The organism is bacterium, from assembly GCA_019695305.1.
Lineage (GTDB): Bacteria > UBA10199 > UBA10199 > UBA10199 > JAIBAG01 > JAIBAG01.
This window is the reverse complement of sequence record JAIBAG010000005.1, coordinates 41,318-61,184: the sequence shown is the minus strand read 5'-3', so window position 1 is coordinate 61,184 and position 19,867 is coordinate 41,318. Positions and strand designations below refer to the sequence as shown.

Here is a 19,867-nt window from a genome sequence, read left to right as displayed (position 1 = left end):
CATGCTCGACTCCATCATCATTACCATTTGTAAACGCCCTTACGTATTTTTGTTTCTTCTCACCTATCTTTTTTTAAGTATTAAACGTGAAGGTTTACGCAACTCACTTGTTTTTCTTTTTGTAGGTTATCTTATAGCCTGGATTTCGGAAGCGTCTTCCATTCGCACAGGTTTTCCATACGGGTGGTATTTTTATAAATATCAAAATATGCCCGGCGAACTTTTTAATTTTGGAGTACCCGTGTGGGATTCGGTTTCATACGTCTTTTTAACCTATGCCGGATTACGCGTGGCTGAATTTAGTTTTCCACAGCAGTTGGCTCCATTTAAAAAAGCATGGCTCGCGGCCTTTTTTACAACATTGTTAGATGTAATTGTAGATCCCTTAGCCCACATGGGAGGCCGCTGGTTTTTAGGTGATATTTATTATTATCCCAATCCGGGTTTTTATTTTAATGTTCCACTCTCTAATTTTGCAGGATGGTTGCTAGTAAGTTTTTGTATTGCATGGGCAGGATTAATTTTAAGAAAGCCATACTTTGCACCTGTGTTTAGCCGTCTCATTCATTTAGGCGGCATTGGCTTGTATACAGGGGTTTTCCTGTTTAATTTACTTATTACACTTTGGATAAAAGACTATTTTTTGGCTTTATGTAGCACCATGTGGTTTTTAATACCTGCTTTTTTCATCTTTAAAGAAATAAAAAAGCTAAGACCTTCAAGTAATTAGCCTCATTTTGTCATCCATTTTTAAAATATCCAATTTTTTTATAAAATTACAGAAAAGCTCTTGAAATCATAATCTTTTTGGACAATATTGGCCGGCCCTACGCAAAAGTGCATGGTGGATGGTGGATGGTGGACGGCATAAGGCTTTCTTCTTCCATTGACTATCCACTACCCACCATCCACTTGTATTTAAATGAACGAATTAGAACGACGCAAAATAGCCGAAAGTAATGACGGCCTTTATAATACCTCACTCGATAAAGACAGCTGTGGTGTGGCTTTAATGGTGCAAATGAAAGGCATCGCCTCGCACGACATTGTGAGCAAGGCTCTTACTGCTCTTGAAAATTTAGAGCATCGCGGGGCCTGCGGTTGTGAAGAAAATACTGGTGATGGCGCCGGAATCCTTATTCAAATGCCGCATGCGCTTAACGTGGCTGTAGCTAAAGAAAACAATATCGATTTGCCCGAAAAAGGGAAATACGCCTCTGGTCTCATTTTTCTGTCGGGAAAACTAGCCAGCGAACGCGATAAAACCCGTGAAATGCTAAAACGCATTGTGATTGAAAACGGGCAAACACTGTTGGGTTTTCGCCAAATTCCTATTGATGATAGCATGATTGGGCCCACAGCGCGTGAACCCATGCCTCATTTTGAACAAGTGTTTATTGGCGTGGGCGACAAAGGTCCTAATTTACCTGGTACTTTTGAAGAGGCTTTTGAACGTAGGCTTTATATCATCCGTAAAACTTTTGAAAAAACTGTAAAAAATTCTACCTTGGTGGATAAAGCCTCGGTGTACATTCCTTCTCTTTCTTCACGTATTTTTATTTACAAAGGGATGCTCATCTCGCACCAGGTCCGTCCATTCTTTAAAGATTTAACCAATCCGCTTTTACAATCGGCTATTGCGCTTGTGCACTCCCGTTTTTCTACCAATACATTTCCACGTTGGGAATTAGCACAACCGTTCCGTTTTATTTGCCACAACGGTGAAATTAATACTCTACGCGGCAACATTAACTGGATGCGGGCTCGTGAGGCCATGTTTGAATCTAAAAACTTTGGCAACGAACTTGAAAAAATATTGCCCATTGTTTCCGAAGGTTATTCCGACTCGGCTATTTTTGATAATGCATTAGAAGTATTGGTGCACAGCGGTTATTCGCTTCCTCATGCCATCATGATGATGATTCCTGAAGCCTGGAGCGGGCATAAAACCATGCCGCAAGATAAAAAAGATTTTTACGAATATCACGCTTCCCTTATGGAACCCTGGGATGGTCCCGCCTATATCGGTTTTACCGATGGTCACATGGCTGGTGCTGTGCTTGATCGTAACGGATTACGCCCCGGACGTTTTTATGTAACCAAAGATGATTTAGTCATTTTAGCCAGTGAAGTGGGTGTTTTAGATGATATTGCACCTGAAACAGTGGTTAAAAAAGGACGTCTGCAACCCGGCCGTATGTTTTTGGTGGACACGGTAAAAGGACGCATTATTGAAGACGAAGAAATTAAAAATGAGTTGGTGCGCAAACAGCCTTATGGGGAATGGCTCAAAAAACATTTAGTAGCACTAGACGATTTACCCGCATCTTCGCACGATCCGCAGCCCGACCATTCTACTTTGCTTAAAAAGCAAAATTTGTTTGGCTACACCGATGAAGATATTAAAATCTTACTCACACCTATGATTGTGAACGGTGAGGAAGGCATGGGTTCTATGGGAACCGATACCTCACTGGCTGTCTTATCTGAAAAACCACAATCACTGTTTTTTTATTTTAAGCAATTATTTGCTCAGGTTACTAACCCGCCACTCGATGCGATCCGTGAAGAATTGGTTACATCCATGGATACCACCATTGGTGCCGAAAAAAATTTACTAGAACCTACTCCCGAAAACTGTCACCAAATTAAAATTAGCAATCCAATTTTAGACAATGATGAATTTGCTAAACTGGTGGCTCTCGAAAAAAATCCTTACCAAGGATTTAAATCAAAAACGCTTCCTATTTTATTTGAAGTTTCTAAAGGCGCCCAAGGTTTAAGGGCCGCCATGGATCAACTTTTTTCTGATGCCAAAAAAGCTATTGAGACCGGCAGCAATATCCTTATTTTATCCGACCGCGGTATTTCGGATACCTTAGCCCCTATTCCTTCTTTAATGGCCACAGCAGGCCTCCATCACTTTTTAGTGAAAGAAGGTCTTCGTGTAAAAACCGGTTTAGTGCTTGAATCGGGCGAACCACGCGAAGTGCACCACTTTGCTCTTTTGTTGGGTTATGGTGCTGCTGCTATTAACCCGTATGTGGCTTTTGAAACTTTTGATGACATGATTGCGGGGCAAATTGTAACAGGACTCGATCACAAAAAAGCCGTTCTTAATTTTAAAAAGGCCGTTAAAAAAGGCATCGTGAAGGTGATGTCTAAAATGGGTATTTCTACCATTCAAAGTTACAGAGGCGCTCAAATTTTTGAAGCTGTTGGTTTAAATCGCGAAGTGATTGATGCGTATTTTACCAACACTGCTACCCGTATTGAAGGTGTTGGCTTTGATGTGTTAGCCAAAGAAATTGGCATGCGCCACGCCAAAGCATTTCCTAAACGCTATGCTGGTATTTATAAATTGGAAGAAGGCGGCGAATACCAATGGCGGCGTACGGGAAATTATCATCTTTTTAATCCCGATACGGTGGCCAAGCTTCAGCACGCCACACACCAAGATAATTACGGCACGTATAAAGAATACGCCAAACTCATTAACGATCAATCGGAACATTTATGCACTTTGCGTGGCTTGATGAAGTTTGTGAATCAAAGTCCTATCCCTATTGAGCAAGTAGAGCCTATTGAATCTATTTTAAAACGTTTTAAAACGGGTGCTATGTCGTTTGGTTCTATTAGTGCCGAAGCTCATGAGGGGCTAGCTATTGCCATGAATCGCATTGGCGGCAAATCAAACACCGGTGAAGGTGGCGAAGATCCTGCTCGTTTTGTGCCAGCGGCTAATGGCGATTTAAAACGCAGCCGAATTAAACAAGTAGCCAGCGGCCGTTTTGGTGTAACAAGCCATTACTTAACTGAGGCCGACGAAATTCAAATTAAGATGGCACAAGGCGCTAAGCCCGGCGAAGGCGGACAATTGCCTGGAAAAAAAGTTTGGCCCTGGATTGCCAAAGTACGTCACTCTACGCCGTATGTGGGTCTTATTTCGCCTCCTCCGCATCACGACATTTATTCCATCGAAGATTTGGCTCAGCTTATTTTTGATTTAAAAAATTCAAATCCTAAAGCCGGGATTTCGGTAAAACTTGTTTCGGAAGTGGGTGTAGGAACAGTAGCCGCTGGTGTGGCTAAAGCGCACGCCGATTTAGTGCTTATTTCGGGTTACGACGGCGGAACGGGTGCTTCTCCTCTTACCAGCATTAAGCACGCCGGTATCCCGTGGGAATTGGGTTTAGCCGAAACACAGCAAACGCTTGTGACTAATAAATTGCGTGACCGCATCCGCGTAGAAGTTGACGGTCAGTTAAAAACGGGCCGCGATGTGGCTATTGGCGCTCTTTTAGGAGCTGAAGAATTTGGATTTTCTACGGCTCCTCTTGTAACCATGGGTTGTATTCTGATGCGTGTCTGTCATCTCGATACCTGTCCTGCTGGTATTGCCACGCAAAATCCGGAATTACGCAAAAAATTTATTGGAAAACCCGAATACGCTGTGCGCTTTTTTAAATTTGTGGCGCAAGAATTACGCGAAATTATGGCCGAGCTTGGTTTTAGAACCGTAGACGACATGATTGGCCGCGTGGATAAATTAGATCTCAATCAGGCAATTCTTCATTACAAAGCCAAAGGCCTAGATTATTCCAAAATTTTCCATCGCCCTGCACTTGCTAATAAAGTGCCTGTACGCAAGGTGATTGAGCAAGATCATGGTTTAGATAAAGTTTTAGATAATGATCTTATTAAAAAAGCAGCCCCTGCTTTAGACAGTAAAAAGCAAGTGCGCGCCGAATTTACCATCAACAACCGTAACCGCACCACCGGTACCATGTTGGGCCACGAGCTCACCAAACGTTATGGTGGCGAAGGACTTGCAAACGATACCATCCACTTTAATTTTAAAGGCTCTGCCGGACAAAGTTTTGGAGCTTTTGTTCCCAAAGGCATCACGCTTGAATTAGAAGGTGATGCTAACGATTACGTGGGCAAAGGTTTATCGGGCGGCAAAGTGATTGTGTATCCCGATAAAAAAGCGCCCTTTGTGCCCGAAGCCAACATGGTGGTAGGCAATGTGGTGTTGTATGGCGCAACGGGTGGTGAAGCCTATTTTAGAGGAGTTGCCGGCGAACGTTTTTGCGTACGCAACAGCGGTGCTGTTACCGTTGTAGAAGGTGTGGGCGACCATGGCTGTGAATACATGACTGGTGGCCGCGTGGTGGTACTGGGTAAAACCGGACGTAATTTTGGTGCCGGTATGAGCGGAGGCATTGCGTATGTCTACGATGCCGATAAAAGCTTTTCCATCAATTGCAACACCGAAATGGTAGAAATGGAACCCTGTGACGAGCCCGAAGATTTAGAAACTTTAAAAACGCTTCTAACAAACCATGTTCAATATACAGGCAGTACAGTTGGTAAAAAAATATTGGATAATTTAAAAAATGAAATAGGCAATTTTGTACGAGTTATGCCTAAAGATTATAAAGCCGCTATTGCTGGCGTGAGAAAGAAAATGAAAGAATTAAATATTACCGAAAAGGAGGCCATGTATGGGTAAACCAACTGGCTTCATGGAATATAAACGCACCTCCTACCCCGAGCGCGCTATTCCGGAACGTTTAAAAGATTATAAGGAACTCTATCTCGAGTATCCCGAAGAAGAAATCAAGAAACAAGGCGCCCGTTGTATGGATTGTGGCGTGCCCTTTTGCCATCAGGGCTGCCCCTTAGGAAACTTAATCCCCAATTGGAACGACATGGTGTACAAAAATCAATGGAAAGATGCCATTGATGAACTGCATGCCACCAATAATTTTCCGGAATTTACCGGTCTCCTCTGCCCCGCTCCCTGCGAAGGTTCGTGCGTGCTGGGTATACATGAGCCACCTGTTACCATTAAATATCTCGAATTTAATATTATCGACCATGCTTTTAAAGAAGGCTGGGTAAAACCGCTGCCTCCAAAAAGTAAAACGGGCAAAAAAGTGGCTGTAGTAGGTAGCGGCCCTGCAGGACTTGCTTGTGCGCAGGAATTAGCGCGTGCCGGTCATAGCGTTACCGTTTTTGAACGTGATGATAAAATCGGTGGCCTCCTCCGTTATGGTATCCCTGATTTTAAAATGGAAAAATACCGTATTGATACGCGTATGGAACAGATGACAGCCGAAGGCGTTACCTTTAAGACCAGCGTGAATGTAGGTGTAGACATCACCGCCGACCAACTTAAAAAAGATTTTGATGCTGTTGCCTTGTGCGGTGGATCAACCATCCCTCGTGATCTCCCCATCCCCGGCCGTGAGTTTAAAAACATTCATTTTGCGATGGAATATTTAACTCGCCAGAACCGTCTTAATGCCGGCATGGAAGTTAAAGATGCCATCAATGTAAAAGATAAAAATGTGATTATCATCGGTGGTGGTGATACCGGTGCCGATTGTTTGGGTACTGCTCACCGTCAGGGGGCTAAAAGCATTCATCAGATTGAACTTTTAAGCCGTCCTCCCGAAACACGCGATGCTAAAAACCCCTGGCCACAATGGCCGGTGATTTACCGTGTGTCCACGGCCCACGCCGAAGGTGGCGTGCGTGAATTTGCCATCCTCACCAAAAATTTTGAAGGTGATGCAAACGGTGTTAAAAAACTTAACGCTGTAAAAATTGAATGGACGCAAGATGCCAATGGCAAAACCAGCTTTAAAGAAATCCCGGGCAGCGAATTTAGCTTACCGGCCGATTATGTCTTTTTAGCCATGGGTTTTGTGGGCCCCGATAAAAAGAATCTTTTAACCGATCTCAAACTCGAAATCGACGAACGCGGCAATGTAAAAGCCGATAAAAACAAGATGACGAGCGTAAAAGGTGTCTTTACTGCTGGTGACATGCGCCGCGGTCAATCGCTGATTGTTTGGGCCATTGCCGAAGGCCGCCAGTGTGCCAAAGCTATTGATGAGCATTTGATGGGGTATTCGGAATTACGGGGATGACCACTATTCGTAACATCTACGTCTTAGGTTCCCACAAACTCTCCTCCGATTACATCACCAAACTAAAACGTGCCCAAAACGAGGGACTTCTTCATTTTAATAACATCTATTATATAGATGAAGTGCTTGGCGGTTGGGCCGCAAAAGAACATCCGGAAGTAAAGCAAATTGTAAACACGTATGCCGGTTTTTTAAGCTCTCTACCTTCCCTAACCCCTCCTTACAAAGGAGGGAAAAAAAACGTTCCTCCCCTTTGTAAGGGGAGGCCAGGTGGGGTAGGTTCTTTTGATATCTTAATCCCCGATCACACCGCCCCGCATGTTCTATTTCAGCTTTTTCTCAAATTAGCAGAACAAGAAAATATTAAAACTCAAATCAAAAACTTTGAAACCGATCTTAATCTCCCCTTCCAAAAAACTTTTGATTCAGGCGTATGCGCCATCAGTTACGCCACCTGGGTATGCCCTATCGATTGTGATGAGCCCTCCTTTTGCCCTGGTAAAAATGATAAACGCGATTGGGATTTTGAGCTATCGCTCGCAGATCTTAAAATGAAGTTTGAAAATAAAACCCACACCGCACATATCTTCAACTGCCCGCAATTAGCTTACGGCGTGGTGGGTATTTCTATTCAAAAAATTGCTAACGAATGGGAACGTCTGATGAGTAACAAAACCACCCATGCTATCGTTGCCACCCATACAAAATGTCACGGGATTATTGGTGAAGTGGAATTAAGCTACTAAAGAAGGTGTAAAAGTACGCAGTTCGTTATACAGCGAATCACGTTCTACAGGAGTACGGCCCGATTCAAAAATAAGATTGCGTAATTGATAATCAGGCATGTCTTCGGGGGCAATGCCGCCGGCCATGTGTGTGATATTTTCTTCCATCACGGTACCATGCAAATCATCCGCACCAAAATATTGGGCGAGTTGTGCGGATTCTAAACCGGACATAATCCAATAGGCTTTAATATGGCGGATATTATCCATAAAGAGGCGAGCCACAGCCAAGGTTTTTAAATCATCCATGCCGCTGGTATAACCACGGCTTTCGTATTCGGTATCTTTGGGGTTAAAAGACAAAGGAATAAACGACAAAAAACCGCCCGTTTCATCCTGTAAGGTACGTACAGTTTCCATGTGATTTACGCGATGTCTTAAATTTTCTATATGACCATATAGCATTGTAGCATTACTTCTTAATCCCATCTTGTGCGCTAAACGATGCGTATCAATCCATTGCTCAGCCGGCCCCTTGGGCCCGCAAATTTCTTTGCGTACTTCCCAATCAAAAATTTCGGCACCACCACCAGGCATCGAATCAAGGCCTGCAACCATCAGTTCTTTTAATACCTGTTCTTCTGTTTTTTTAAAGCGTTTGGAAAAATAGCGAATTTCGGCAGCTGTAAAAGCCTTTACATGCACATGCGGCGCTTCCTTTTTAATAGCCTGCACCATGCCCGTATAAAATTCCCAAGGGTGCGTGGGATGAAAACCACCCACAATATGGACTTCTGTAATCCCTTTAGGAACGCCCGATTTTACCTTATTTACAATGTCTTGGATGGAATACTCAAAACTGCCCTCTTCACCTTTACGGCGGTAAAAAGCGCAAAATTTGCAGGAAAGAACGCACACATTGGAATAATCGATATGCTTGTTCACAATATAATAGGTTTTAGAGCCGTGTTTTTTTTCGCGTACTTTATTGGCCAGTTTGCCTAAAGCTACTAAATCATTGGTTTCATAAAGCTTTAAGGCATCATCGGTGGTAAGCCTAATTGCATTATCAATTTTATGTTCTATTGACTGTAAAAAAGGATCCATGAGGAGCTAGTGATAATAGGATATGGCCTTAGCGTCAACGCCTTTATTGTAGCTCAAAACGCTTGCCGCTCGCTGTTTCCAACCACAATTTAAGTGGCGTTACCTCGGTTTCTTTCATTTTTAAGAGCAGTACCTTGGTTTTAGCATCTTCTTCATACACCACGCCCAGCATCACATCCTGTGGACTACCGCTAAAAGGAACCGAAACCGTGATCACATCTAAACTTACCGGTAGTGTGCTGGGAGCGTTGGCTTGAGAACTGTACTGCACCAAACGCTTAATGGTGGCGCCTAGCACAATGCTTTTTTCACCCGGAAAAGGTCTTAGTAAAGTCATTTGAGAGGCTTCTACATTTACCAAACAATTATCAAATTTGCCTTTTTCAAAGTTAAAACAAGGGGTTTTTTGGCCATGGATGCCTTCAATGGCCCAAGCCGTTTGGGAGGTAAGGATAAGAATAAAGAACGAAAATATAAGGTTTTTCATACACTTGTTTATAACGGATTTTTAACCCAAAAGAAAGGTTGAGTTTTAATAAAGATAAGCCGTTTAAGACTATGAGGAGTAAAGATGGTATCGGGATTAGTGAACAATAAGCAAATCCTTAGTCACCCCTGGCTTATAGCCAAGCTGTTTGGCCCGCTGTTTTATGTAAAAGTTCTCTACCACGCCCTCGTAGATAAAAAACCACATACCTTCCTGGAATTTCTGCGTTATTCTAACAAATAAAGCCCTTTTTTCTTGCTACTGCACTAGCTTTTCTCATAAGATGCGCCCATGCACCCATCCGTTAACAGATTAAAAAACTTACTTAAATTCTGGATGTTTGCCTTTTTAGGCTCTTCCATTGTGTTCCTCTTTTTTGGTGACAGGTTACTGACCACCATTAATGCTATTGGTTTAAGAGTTGCCCCTCATTTGGGCATGCTACCTATGCCCAGCGAGCATTTTTGGCTAACACTCACCATGTCGCTCATGTTTACTTTGGTTTTTCTCTGTTACCTGGGCCAAAAAGACATTTTAAAAAATCATGTGGTAGTACCACCCATCTTGCTTTCTAAGTTTGTATCCACTACTTTTTTTATGATTTTCTTTCTTACCTATCAAAAGTCGTTTGCCTATTTGGTAGGCGTGCTTTCGGATGGTCCAATTTTTCTTATTACGTATTTATTTTACAGCAAGGCAAAGGAGCATTTAACCAATGCCCAAAACTAAGGTTTTAAAAGATAAAAGTATTGTTATCACAGGCACCTCTAGCTTTAAGGGGATGCGTGTATTAAAAGCCTTAGAAGAAGATCCACGTTATACTCGTATTGTGGCACTGGACAAAAAGAAACCGTCGATCCCACTCAAAAAAACCGTTTATTATAAATTTGATTTAACCGAAACCTTGGCCGATGTTCAGTTAGCTGAAATTTTGAAAAAAGAAAAATGCGATACTTTAGTGCACTGTGCAGTTCCCATTACCCCTCCAAAAAACGAATCGTATGCGCATGAGCTTATTTCTATTGGCACCATGTACATCACCAATGCCTGTGCCGAAGCCAAAGTACGTAAAATTATTTTATCGTCTACTACCGATGTTTATGGCGCTAACCCGGATAATCCCAATTTTTTACATGAAGACCTACATACTCCAAATGGTCGCGGCCTAAGCCGTTATTTGGTAGATAAAATTGAAGCTGAAAATACCATTTTAAAGTACGGCAAACGTCATCCTGGTTCTATTGTCACTATTTTACGCCCCTGTTCTATATTAGGACCCACTATTGAAAGCTACAAAACCCGTTTTTTTAAACGTTTTTTTATCACCAGCATGATGGGCTTTGACCCCCTCTTTCAATTTTTGCACGAGGACGACATGGTACGTGCTTTTTTACTAGCTATTGAAAAGGATGCTAACGGTGTTTTTAATATTGTGGGTGATGGCGTTTTGCCTTTATCACGCGTGATTAAAATTTTGGGCAAAATAAAAGTACCTCTCCCACAAATTGGTTTTAAAAGTATGGTTCAAATTTTATGGTTTTTAGATATGGCGCCTGCACCTGCCTCGCACGTTAATTTTTTACGTTATTTATGCATTGCCGATGGCAGTAAAGCCAAAAAAGAATTGGGTTTTGTGCCCCGTTTTTCTACTAAAGAAGCCTTATTAAGCTTTATTGGGGCCGAACGCCTGCGTGAGGTTAATTTAATTCAAGCAACTCCCTAAAATGGCCGAAAAAACAAAAACCAAAACATTCACTAAAGAAGACGAACCGTCTAATGTTCATGTCTTGCCAGTTGAAAATAAAACTAAACCCAAGGCCAATGAAGAGTTTGTAGATTTTAAAACCTTAGCCTCTCGCCTGGAAGATCGCATTTCTCACATTGAAACTACTTTTAAAGAAACACTTGAAGCCTTAGAAACCGATTTGGAACAATCGGTAAAAAAGTCTAAGGTACGCCGCCACGATAAAGATGTACAAAAAGATCTCAATACCCTTTACGAATTGCTCGATCAACGGGTTAAAAAGGCCATTACTTATCTTAAAGACAACGAAGCCAAAAGCACTGCCGAAAAAAGCCAGCTAGAAATGGTTAAAGAGCTCACTAGTCGGGCCATTAAAGTGTTGTCGGTTGATTTTTACAAAGATGTTATCAATCGCTTAGGTTTTGCCGACGACGAGGAAGAAGTAGATCCTTTTGGCATGGATAGGCATTTGGTAGAGCGCATTAAGCCTGTTTTTGACTTTTTATATTACAAGTACTGGCGAGTACACACTACCGGTATTGATAACATTCCCGATGAAGGCCGAGCCCTTATTGTAGCCAATCACTCGGGAACAGTTCCTTATGATGGAGCCATGATTAAAGCGGCTATTTTAAACGAACATAAAGCCCGCAAAGACGCCCGTTTTTTAGTGGAAAACTTTGTATACCACATGCCCATGATGGGCAGCCTGATGTACCGTATTGGAGGTGTGCGTGCCTGCCCAGAAAATGCTCAATACTTATTAAATTCTGGTCACTTAGTGGTTGTTTTTCCAGAAGGCGTAAAGGGTATTGGTAAGTTTTATAAGCAGCGCTACAATTTACAACGCTTTGGACGCGGTGGTTTTATTAAGTTATGCATGAACACTAAATCGCCCCTAGTGCCAGTAGGTATTGTGGGGGCCGAAGAAATTCACCCCATTATTTTTAAGTCTAACGTTCTGGCTAAAATGATTGGGCTCCCTTATATTCCCATCACTCCTTCTTTTCCTTTACTGGGTCCCTTGGGGTTAATACCGCTTCCCACTAAATGGTCTATCCATTTTGGAAAGCCCATGTCGTTTGATAAGTATGATGACAGCGCTTTACGCGATGAACTTTTAATTCATAAACTTTCCGAAAAAGTACGTTCCGAAATTCAGAACATAATTAAGGATTTGTTGCAAAAACGCCGCTCGGTGTTTTTAGGATAATTGTATTTCCAAAAGCTTCTTCAAAAGATTCCAGCAAAACATCAACTGTTTCTTTTAAACCTACTGTTTTATTTAATTCTTTTGAAATAGTTGTAACACTACGACCTTCAATTCCGCACGGAATTATGTACAGAAAAGTATTGAGAGTATTGTTCACATTTAAGGCTATTCCATGTGTTGTAATGCCCCGTGAAATATGAAAACCAAGTGCTGCAATTTTTTTATTATGCTCTACCCATAGGCCGGGATGCTCTTTATCACGCTCCACTTCAATCCCCATTTTAGAAAGCGCTCGCTTTAAACCCTCTTCGGCCATCCATACTAGTTTTTCAACGGACCATTTACGTTCATGGAGATTAAAAATAAAGTACACAACCAACTGACCAGGTTCATGACAGGTAAGCTTACCTCCACGATCGGAATGAACAAAATCTATTTTTTTGTTCTTTAATTCATCTATAGAAAGTTTGAGATCGTGATCGGATTGTTGCCGACCCGAAGTAATGACGGGTGGATGTTCGAGCACTAAAAGCGTATCGGAAATTTCACCAGCATGACGTTTATCGTACAGGGTTTTCATCACGCTCATAGCATCGTTATAAGCAATTGTTCCTAGTATTTGCGCTTGAATGGGTGCGTTAATTCGGGTATCCATCGATTAAATTATTATCTCAGGGAAAAAAATATGTCACAAGATATTATTATTTATCAAGAAATAGGCCATGTAGCACTTGTTACGTTCAATCAGCCCGATAAGCTCAATGCGTTAGATGATGCCATGGGCGATGCTTTTCAAAAGATTTTAGCCAGAGTGGAAGCCAACAAAGATATACGGGTAATGGTGATTACCGGAGCCGGCCGTGCCTTTTCGAGCGGTGGTAATTTGGATATGCTTGAAGACCGGGTTAAACGTACACCTGAGACCAACAAGCGCGAGCTTATGGCCTTTTATCAGCTCTTTTTGGATATGCGTAAAATTCGCGTTCCCGTGATTGCAGCTATCAATGGCCCTGCAGTGGGGGCTGGTTTTTGTATGACCTTAGCCAGTGATCTTCGTTATGCTGCCAAAGGGGCCAAATTGGGTGCTAACTTTTCTAAATTAGGCCTAGCTCCCGGTATGGGAGGTACTTATTTGGTGACCCGCTTAGCAGGCCCTGTGAATGCTGCAGAAATTTTGATGTTAGGCGAACTCTTTACGGCCGAACGCGCTTTAGATATGGGGCTCATCAATGGTGTTTTTGACCCCGATCAATTGCTGGCCGAAGTGCAAAAAATAGCCGAAAAACTGGCCGCTAACGCCCCGATTTCTGTTGCTGCCATTAAAAAAGGTATTCAAAGGGCTCAGCATGAAACTTTGGAAGAGCTTTTTGAATACGATTCCAGCATGCAGGCCCAATGTTTTACAACCGAAGATATTAAAGAAGGAATTTTGGCTATTCGTGAAAAAAGAGCCCCATGGTTTAAAGGAAAATAGTTAATAATTTCAATATATTATAAGTATATAGTTGAAAATGTGTATAAATATTTGTACACTTTTAGCATGTTAGACAGTTCTAGTATTTTAGCGAATCCCACTCGTTTTAAAGTGTTAAAAGCTCTTTCCAGAAGCGATGAACCATTGCCCCTTCGGCAACTTTCTTATCTTATTCAAGCTCCTGTTTTTTCTGTTCAACGCGCCTTAGAACAACTGACAAACGAAAAATTAATTATTCAAAAAAAACGGAAAAACCGATCTTTTTTCTCGCTTAACCCAGATCATCCCTATCATTCTTTTTTAACTCAGCTTTTTGAACTAGAAAATAAAACCCATATTGCTCTACGAGCTCAGATGTATCATGAAAAAGCAGAAAGGGTTCTCAATTTTTGCGCAGAGATACATGAACTTTTTAATCATATAAGATCATGAACATCATTCATTTTTTAAAACAGATGATTGAAGTGCTCGAGCAAGAAAGACTGCAATATGCTGTGGCGGGCGGCTTAGTTGCTTCTGTCTACCGCAAAGAAGAACGCACTACACGCGACCTTGATTTTTTAATTATTTCAGAATCCTCCTCTCAGCAAAAAGCTGAAGAACTTATTAAGGCTCAGGCTCTTAACCCTCATATTATACGAAAAGCCGATTTAGAAGGAGGCCCTCTTTTTGCGATTAAAAGGAAAAATACCGAACCCTATATGGTCGTCGGAAAAGATAGTAGTAAGCCTGGGGCGATCGGTCTCGATTTTATTTTACCTTCCATGCCATGGTTTAAAGAAGCCTTGGAAAGATCGAGCCTTAACTTGATTGATTTTGGATGGAATAAAAAAATACCGTGCATTACCGTGGAAGATATTATTATTTCCAAGTTCTATTCTTACAAAAATGACCCTCGACGTTACAAAGACTTGGATGATTTGCAATCTATTTTTGAAGCAAAGCATGTGCTTGACTGTATTTATATTCAAAACCAAATGAGAAAAATGTCGCTCATAGCTCCAAAAGCTTTAAAAGGAATTGCTCCTAAAGAATTATTTTTGACAATAAGAAAGTAAATCATCACAATAAAGCAAAATCTTGAAACCAAAATACAAACAAATGATTAAAGGCTTAAAAGCCGAAGATCTCAAGAACCATGCAGCTCTTGAGCAATGGTTTTTGTATATCTTGGAATGTGCGGATGGCACCTTGTATACTGGCATCACCAACGATTTAGAACGCCGCTTTGAACAACATAATTTGGGTAAAGGCGCTAAATACACACGGACACGCAGGCCTGTTACCCTTAAATATCAAGAGACTCTCAATAATCGCTCGGAAGCACTCATTCGGGAATATCAAATTAAGCAATATCCCACTCAAAAAAAACGTAATTTAATCAATAACATAGACTGATTTATAAATAAGTTGACCAATTGTCTTTTTTTATCGTAAAGAGTTCCCTCTATATTTCGAAAGGAACTCTATGCGTACGTTTACAAAGCTCTTTTTTATCACGTTCATCTTAATTTTTTCTCTTAAGGCTCATGCTTTTGTTTTTACGGGCGATATTGAGGCTGATTTTAAAGACATTAATTGCATAACAGATCCTTTAGATGTGGGTATTCCTGAAGCGCTCCAAAACCTTGGTTTAAATACTAGCGGTTGGGACATGGAAAAAGTGTGTTTCTTTTACGATGGCTCCGAAGACACCATGCATGTGGGCGTTAAAACATACGATGGTAAAATTTTTGGTGACGCTGATGGAAATGGCGACCCCTCTTCCGGAGAAACTGTTCCAGGTTTAGAATATGAAGACTTAGCCAACTTAGGACGAAAAGGAAACTCTGCAGGTGAAGCCTTTTTTATATTATGGGACTTAAACGGTGATGCCAAAACCCTTCCCGCTGAAGGCATCATTGGAATGAACGGCGGTTCAGTTGATATTATGACAGGTCTTGCGTTTGGCCATAACTATGCTGATTTTGGGCGCTATATTCCCAACTCTACTTTCATTACATTTCTCCCCCAAAATGAAAGCTTTTACAATTTGGAATCCACCATCACTCCTTTTGCACAACCCTCACAAACTTATCCTTATTCAGAATTTAGCATTCCTGCTTTTACACAAGGCTACCAAATAGACCCGCGTGTGACTCTCTATGTGTTTGCAGGCAGTAACGTTGATGCCGGTATTGGCGATGATTATATTACAAAAACAAAAAACGTATTTGATGATGATGAAGACGATTGCTGGGACTGGGTAGAATTAAAAAATGGAACCAATCCTAATGACCCTGAAGAAAATTGCGATGAAACACCCAGCACACCTGAAAACCCAGAAGATCCCACCAATCCAGAAACACCCGAAGAACCTACTACGCCAGAAAATCCGGAGACACCTCAAGAAGATGATAATGCGGGCAAACCCAGTACACCGGCTATTGTTCCAGCACCCGCTATTTCTGCAATACAAGTACAGGGAAGTGGTAGTAGCTGTGCTCTATCCATAAAAAGCTCAAACCAAATAGACTATTCAATACTTGTTTTATTGATGGGATTATTAGGATTTAGATTCTTGAAAAAACGTTTGGCAAATTAGGAAGTTGCTGCGCATTCCAAATCTATATACGCGGCTGCCCTAAAGGACGGCCTTGGTACTCATCTATATACGCGGCTGCCCTAAAGGACGGCCTTGGTACTCATCTATATACGCGGCTGCCCTAAAGGACGGCCTTGGTACTCATCTATATACGCGGCTGGACGTTAGACTCAATCCATTTGACGATATCACGGGTGTCGGCGCCGGGAGTAAAAATCTCGGCTACGCCCTCTTTTTTAAGGCCAGCAATTTCGTCTTCGGGGATAATACCGCCACCAAATACCACCACATCTTCAGCTTTATTAGCCTTTAAAAGCTTAATTACGGCAGGGAAAAGATAGTTGTGAGCGCCAGATAAAATAGAAAGCCCAATCGCATCCACATCTTCTTGGATAGCCGTGTTCACAATCATCTCAGGAGTTTGGTGTAAACCTGAATATATTACCTCGTAACCAGCATCACGCAGGGTACGTGCAATAATTTTAGCGCCACGATCGTGGCCGTCTAAGCCGGGTTTACCAATTAAGATGCGGAGTTTCTTTTGCATAGGGTGAGGCCTTTTAATATAAAAGCAACGCGAATTTCAAGGGTTTTTATACAGCCGGTCAGTATATACCGGGGTCGTGATACTCGCCAAAAACGCCCCGCAACACGTTCGAAATTTCTTCCACAGTACAATAAGCATGAGCACAGGCCAGTAAATCGGGGAAAATATTGGTTTTGGACGAAGCAGAAGCTTTTAAAGCAGCTAAACCAGCATTCACTTTTTCGCTGTCGCGTTTCGCTTTTAAAGCATTCAAGCGTTCCGTCTGTTTTTTGGTCACTGCCTCGGAATCTACCTTTAACAAATCAGTATTCGGTTTTTCATCGGTAATAAATTCATTCACCCCCACTACAATTTTTTCCTTTTTCTCCAGCTGATTTTGATACTTGTGGCTGGCCAAAACAATTTCCATCTGGGGAAACCCTTTTTTAATCGCCTCTACCATGCCGCCCAAACTATCGATTTTTTCGATGTAGGCCATGGCTTCTTTTTCCATTTTATCGGTCAAGGCTTCGACAAAATAAGAACCGGCCAAAGGATCAATGGTGTTGGTCACGCCAGATTCAAACGCGATGACTTGTTGAGTTCTTAAAGCAATCTGCACGGCTTTCTCGGTAGGTAATGCCAATGTTTCATCCATGGAATTAGTATGAAGCGATTGGCAGCCACCCAAAACGGCCGAGAGAGCCTGCAACGTGGTACGGATAATATTATTTTCGGGTTGTTGAGCGGTTAAACTACAACCCGCGGTTTGAACGTGGAAGCGGCATTTCATGGATTCCGCTTTTTTAGCACCAAAACGTTCTTTCATGAGGCGTGCCCATAAACGACGGGCTGCACGATACTTGGCCACTTCTTCAAAGAAATCCATGTGTGCATTAAAAAAGTACGAGAGACGCGGCGCAAAGCTATCCACATCTAACCCGCGTTTGATGCAAGCATCCACGTAAGCCACACCATCAGCAATGGTAAAGGCTAACTCCTGAACAGCAGTAGATCCTGCTTCGCGGATATGATAACCGGAGATAGAAATGGGATTCCATTTGGGCACATGCTGAGAGCAATATTCGATCATGTCCACCACTATACGCATGGCAGGATCCGGTGGAACCAAATATGAATTTTGAGCAATATATTCTTTTAAAACATCGTTCTGTATGGTGCCGCCCACTTTTTTAAGATCACATTTTTGTTTCTCGGCATTGGCCAGATAAAAGGCTAAAAGAATGCTGGCCGGGCCATTGATTGTCATGGATACCGTTACTTTTTCCAGTGGAATTCCTTTAAAAAGAATTTCCATATCGGCCAGAGAATCAACTGCAACGCCGCACACGCCCACTTCACCGCGCGAACGGGGCGAGTCGCTGTCATAACCCATGAGTGTAGGAAAATGGAAAGCGGTTGAGAGACCCGTTTGCCCCTGAGATAACAAATAGTGGAAACGCGTGTTGGTATCTTCGGGAGTTCCAAACCCGGCAAACTGCCGCATGGTCCATAATTTACCGCGATACATGGTGGGATAAACACCGCGCGTAAAAGGATATTCGCCGGGAAAACCAATGTCTTCTTGATGATTCTGGCCTACTTGATCGGCCGTGTATAAACGCTCGATGGGTTCGGACGAAAGAGTGGTAAACTCTTTCTGTGACTCCGGCGCTTTAGCGAGAAAGGATTTTAAAGTCCCCTCTTCCCATTCTTTAAGGTTCTTGGTCATAAGAAGAGTAACCCACCCCACCCCCCCCTTAGCTTAAGGGAGGGAGCGTTCTTAGCCCCTCCCCCTTAGGCTAAGGGGGAGGACGGGAGGGGGTTACTTTAACGTATTCTTTGCGATCACCAAACGCTGAATTTCGGAAGTTCCCTCGTAAATTTCGGTAATACGAGCATCACGCAAGAGACGTTCTACGGGATACTCACGGCAATAGCCATAACCACCGTGTATCTGCACGGCTTTATTGGTGATGAAGTTTGACGATTCCGAGGCAAAAAGTTTGGCCTGACACGCTTCTACACTGGCAGGTTTACCGGCCTGCTTAAGCTCGGCCGCTTTATAAGTGAGCATGCGCGAGGCTTCAAAACGTGTGGTCATATCGGCAATCATCCATTGGATGGCCTGAAAATTAGAAATGGATTGCCCAAAGGCTTCGCGTTCTTTGGCGTATTTTACCGCCGCTTCAATAGCCGCGCGCGAAATACCCAACGCCTGGGTGGCAATACCAATGCGACCGTAATCGAGCGTATTCATGGCAATAGTAAAACCCTGGCCAACTTCACCCAAGAGGCAATCTTTAGGAACTTCGCAGTTTTCTAAAACGATGGACGAGGTAGCCGAAGCACGAATACCAAGTTTCTTTTCAACTTTACCTACCGAGAAACCCTTAAAGTTTTTATCTACAATAAAAGCCGAAATGCCTTTATGCTTTTTAGATTTATCAGTCATGGCAAACACCACCATGGCATCTGCATGAGGCCCGTTGGTGATAAAGTTTTTGGTACCATTTAAAAGATAATGGCTGCCTTTATCAACAGCGGTTGTTTGCTGGTTAGCTGCATCCGAACCGGTACCTGGTTCCGACAAGCAATACGCTCCCAGTTTTTGACCTTGAGCAAAGGGTGTTAAATACTTTTTCTTTTGTTCGTCATTGGCAAAACGTGTGATGGGTCCGCAGTAGAGTGAGTTATTCACCGACATGGTAACACCGGTAGAGGCACAAGCGGCCGAAATTTCTTCTAAAGCTAATACATATGAGAGCATATCGAGCCCTGCTCCGCCCCATTGTTCAGGAACCATCATGCCCATCAAACCCAGCTCCGCCATTTTAGGAAGTGAAGATGTAGGGAATTCCGCTTTTTCATCGCGTTCGGCAGCTAAAGGCGCGAGTTCTTTTTGCGCAAAATCGCGTGCCATTTTTTGAATCATTGTTTGTTCTTCAGAAAGTTCAAAGTTCATATTTTTCCTTATGCGTTGTAACCCCCTCCCACTCCCCCTTAACTTAAGGGGGAGAGTAAGAAGGTCCCCTCCCTTAGATTAAAGGAGGGACAGGGTGGGTT

The 19,867-nt window shown here is 42.4% G+C and carries 17 protein-coding genes; 11 read left to right on the top strand and 6 right to left on the bottom strand.

What is annotated here, in order from left to right:
- The first annotated feature begins 1 nt into the window (after position 1).
- The 4 genes from K1X76_03945 (at position 2) to K1X76_03930 (ending at position 7,687) form a co-directional block, all read left to right on the top strand.
- Entirely contained in the window at positions 2-730 is a 729-nt protein-coding gene (locus tag K1X76_03945) for a carotenoid biosynthesis protein (GenBank protein ID MBX7148213.1), read from the top strand.
- A gap of 192 nt (positions 731-922) precedes the next feature.
- The gene (gene gltB, locus K1X76_03940) at positions 923-5,515 is read left to right on the top strand and encodes a glutamate synthase large subunit (protein MBX7148212.1); all 4,593 of its coding nucleotides are present in this window, start codon (positions 923-925) and stop codon (positions 5,513-5,515) included.
- The gene (locus tag K1X76_03935; GenBank protein MBX7148211.1) at positions 5,508-6,941 is read left to right on the top strand and encodes a glutamate synthase subunit beta; all 1,434 of its coding nucleotides are present in this window, start codon (positions 5,508-5,510) and stop codon (positions 6,939-6,941) included. The genes gltB and K1X76_03935 overlap by 8 nt, the downstream gene beginning before the upstream one ends.
- The gene (locus tag K1X76_03930) at positions 6,938-7,687 is read left to right on the top strand and encodes a hypothetical protein (protein MBX7148210.1); all 750 of its coding nucleotides are present in this window, start codon (positions 6,938-6,940) and stop codon (positions 7,685-7,687) included. Before K1X76_03935 ends, K1X76_03930 begins: the two co-directional genes overlap by 4 nt.
- Here K1X76_03930 and mqnE read toward each other — a convergent pair.
- The gene (gene mqnE / locus K1X76_03925; GenBank protein ID MBX7148209.1) at positions 7,676-8,773 is read right to left on the bottom strand and encodes an aminofutalosine synthase MqnE; all 1,098 of its coding nucleotides are present in this window, start codon (positions 8,771-8,773) and stop codon (positions 7,676-7,678) included. The two genes, K1X76_03930 and mqnE, sit on opposite strands and share 12 nt — an antisense overlap.
- A gap of 43 nt (positions 8,774-8,816) precedes the next feature.
- Complete coding sequence (locus K1X76_03920; protein MBX7148208.1) at positions 8,817-9,260, bottom strand: hypothetical protein; 444 nt, start codon at positions 9,258-9,260, stop codon at positions 8,817-8,819.
- Between the two features lie 291 nt (positions 9,261-9,551).
- Here K1X76_03920 and K1X76_03915 point away from each other — a divergent pair, with 291 nt between their 5' ends.
- From K1X76_03915 to K1X76_03905, 3 genes are read left to right on the top strand one after another with little or no spacing between them, the layout of a single operon-like run.
- A complete protein-coding gene (locus K1X76_03915; GenBank protein MBX7148207.1) occupies positions 9,552-9,989 on the top strand; it encodes a hypothetical protein in 438 nt (145 codons plus the stop codon).
- Complete coding sequence (locus K1X76_03910) at positions 9,976-10,983, top strand: NAD-dependent epimerase/dehydratase family protein (protein MBX7148206.1); 1,008 nt, start codon at positions 9,976-9,978, stop codon at positions 10,981-10,983. Before K1X76_03915 ends, K1X76_03910 begins: the two co-directional genes overlap by 14 nt.
- A gap of 1 nt (position 10,984) precedes the next feature.
- Positions 10,985-12,217 (top strand): acyltransferase family protein, encoded by a 1,233-nt coding sequence (locus K1X76_03905; GenBank protein ID MBX7148205.1) that lies wholly within the window; start codon positions 10,985-10,987, stop codon positions 12,215-12,217.
- On the opposite strand, the gene lipB is transcribed toward K1X76_03905, so the two are convergent.
- Positions 12,174-12,872, bottom strand: coding sequence for a lipoyl(octanoyl) transferase LipB (lipB, locus tag K1X76_03900; GenBank protein ID MBX7148204.1), 699 nt, complete (start codon positions 12,870-12,872; stop codon positions 12,174-12,176). The genes K1X76_03905 and lipB overlap by 44 nt on opposite strands.
- Positions 12,873-12,902: 30 nt before the next feature.
- Here lipB and K1X76_03895 point away from each other — a divergent pair, with 30 nt between their 5' ends.
- The 4 genes from K1X76_03895 to K1X76_03880 all read left to right on the top strand — a co-directional run bounded on the left by K1X76_03895 (position 12,903) and on the right by K1X76_03880 (position 16,275).
- The gene (locus K1X76_03895) at positions 12,903-13,691 is read left to right on the top strand and encodes an enoyl-CoA hydratase/isomerase family protein (GenBank protein MBX7148203.1); all 789 of its coding nucleotides are present in this window, start codon (positions 12,903-12,905) and stop codon (positions 13,689-13,691) included.
- 428 nt (positions 13,692-14,119) lie between these two features.
- Entirely contained in the window at positions 14,120-14,749 is a 630-nt protein-coding gene (locus tag K1X76_03890; GenBank protein MBX7148202.1) for a nucleotidyl transferase AbiEii/AbiGii toxin family protein, read from the top strand.
- Between the two features lie 43 nt (positions 14,750-14,792).
- Complete coding sequence (locus tag K1X76_03885; GenBank protein ID MBX7148201.1) at positions 14,793-15,089, top strand: GIY-YIG nuclease family protein; 297 nt, start codon at positions 14,793-14,795, stop codon at positions 15,087-15,089.
- Positions 15,090-15,159: 70 nt separating this feature from the next.
- Entirely contained in the window at positions 15,160-16,275 is a 1,116-nt protein-coding gene (locus K1X76_03880; GenBank protein MBX7148200.1) for a hypothetical protein, read from the top strand.
- Between the two features lie 145 nt (positions 16,276-16,420).
- On the opposite strand, the gene K1X76_03875 is transcribed toward K1X76_03880, so the two are convergent.
- The 3 genes from K1X76_03875 to K1X76_03865 form a co-directional block, all read right to left on the bottom strand.
- The gene (locus K1X76_03875; protein ID MBX7148199.1) at positions 16,421-16,822 is read right to left on the bottom strand and encodes a cobalamin B12-binding domain-containing protein; all 402 of its coding nucleotides are present in this window, start codon (positions 16,820-16,822) and stop codon (positions 16,421-16,423) included.
- A 58-nt stretch (positions 16,823-16,880) separates the two neighbouring features.
- Entirely contained in the window at positions 16,881-18,533 is a 1,653-nt protein-coding gene (locus tag K1X76_03870) for a methylmalonyl-CoA mutase family protein (protein MBX7148198.1), read from the bottom strand.
- Positions 18,534-18,626: 93 nt separating this feature from the next.
- On the bottom strand, positions 18,627-19,766 hold the full coding sequence (locus tag K1X76_03865) for an acyl-CoA dehydrogenase (GenBank protein MBX7148197.1): 1,140 nt from the start codon (positions 19,764-19,766) through the stop codon (positions 18,627-18,629).
- Between the last annotated feature and the right edge of the window lie 101 nt (positions 19,767-19,867).

Bases quoted from the DNA above. Each gene is read 5' to 3' on its own strand.
- lipB (MBX7148204.1), bottom strand. From the start codon at position 12,872: ATGGATACCCGAATTAACGCACCCATTCAAGCGCAAATACTAGGAACA.
- gltB (MBX7148212.1), top strand. From the start codon at position 923: ATGAACGAATTAGAACGACGCAAAATAGCCGAAAGTAATGACGGCCTT.
- K1X76_03875 (MBX7148199.1), bottom strand. From the start codon at position 16,822: ATGCAAAAGAAACTCCGCATCTTAATTGGTAAACCCGGCTTAGACGGC.
- K1X76_03935 (MBX7148211.1), top strand. From the start codon at position 5,508: ATGGGTAAACCAACTGGCTTCATGGAATATAAACGCACCTCCTACCCC.
- K1X76_03880 (MBX7148200.1), top strand. From the start codon at position 15,160: ATGCGTACGTTTACAAAGCTCTTTTTTATCACGTTCATCTTAATTTTT.
- K1X76_03945 (MBX7148213.1), top strand. From the start codon at position 2: ATGCTCGACTCCATCATCATTACCATTTGTAAACGCCCTTACGTATTT.
- K1X76_03905 (MBX7148205.1), top strand. From the start codon at position 10,985: ATGGCCGAAAAAACAAAAACCAAAACATTCACTAAAGAAGACGAACCG.
- K1X76_03910 (MBX7148206.1), top strand. From the start codon at position 9,976: ATGCCCAAAACTAAGGTTTTAAAAGATAAAAGTATTGTTATCACAGGC.
- K1X76_03915 (MBX7148207.1), top strand. From the start codon at position 9,552: ATGCACCCATCCGTTAACAGATTAAAAAACTTACTTAAATTCTGGATG.
- mqnE (MBX7148209.1), bottom strand. From the start codon at position 8,773: ATGGATCCTTTTTTACAGTCAATAGAACATAAAATTGATAATGCAATT.
- K1X76_03895 (MBX7148203.1), top strand. From the start codon at position 12,903: ATGTCACAAGATATTATTATTTATCAAGAAATAGGCCATGTAGCACTT.
- K1X76_03890 (MBX7148202.1), top strand. From the start codon at position 14,120: ATGAACATCATTCATTTTTTAAAACAGATGATTGAAGTGCTCGAGCAA.
- K1X76_03920 (MBX7148208.1), bottom strand. From the start codon at position 9,260: ATGAAAAACCTTATATTTTCGTTCTTTATTCTTATCCTTACCTCCCAA.
- K1X76_03870 (MBX7148198.1), bottom strand. From the start codon at position 18,533: ATGACCAAGAACCTTAAAGAATGGGAAGAGGGGACTTTAAAATCCTTT.
- K1X76_03865 (MBX7148197.1), bottom strand. From the start codon at position 19,766: ATGAACTTTGAACTTTCTGAAGAACAAACAATGATTCAAAAAATGGCA.
- K1X76_03885 (MBX7148201.1), top strand. From the start codon at position 14,793: ATGATTAAAGGCTTAAAAGCCGAAGATCTCAAGAACCATGCAGCTCTT.
- K1X76_03930 (MBX7148210.1), top strand. From the start codon at position 6,938: ATGACCACTATTCGTAACATCTACGTCTTAGGTTCCCACAAACTCTCC.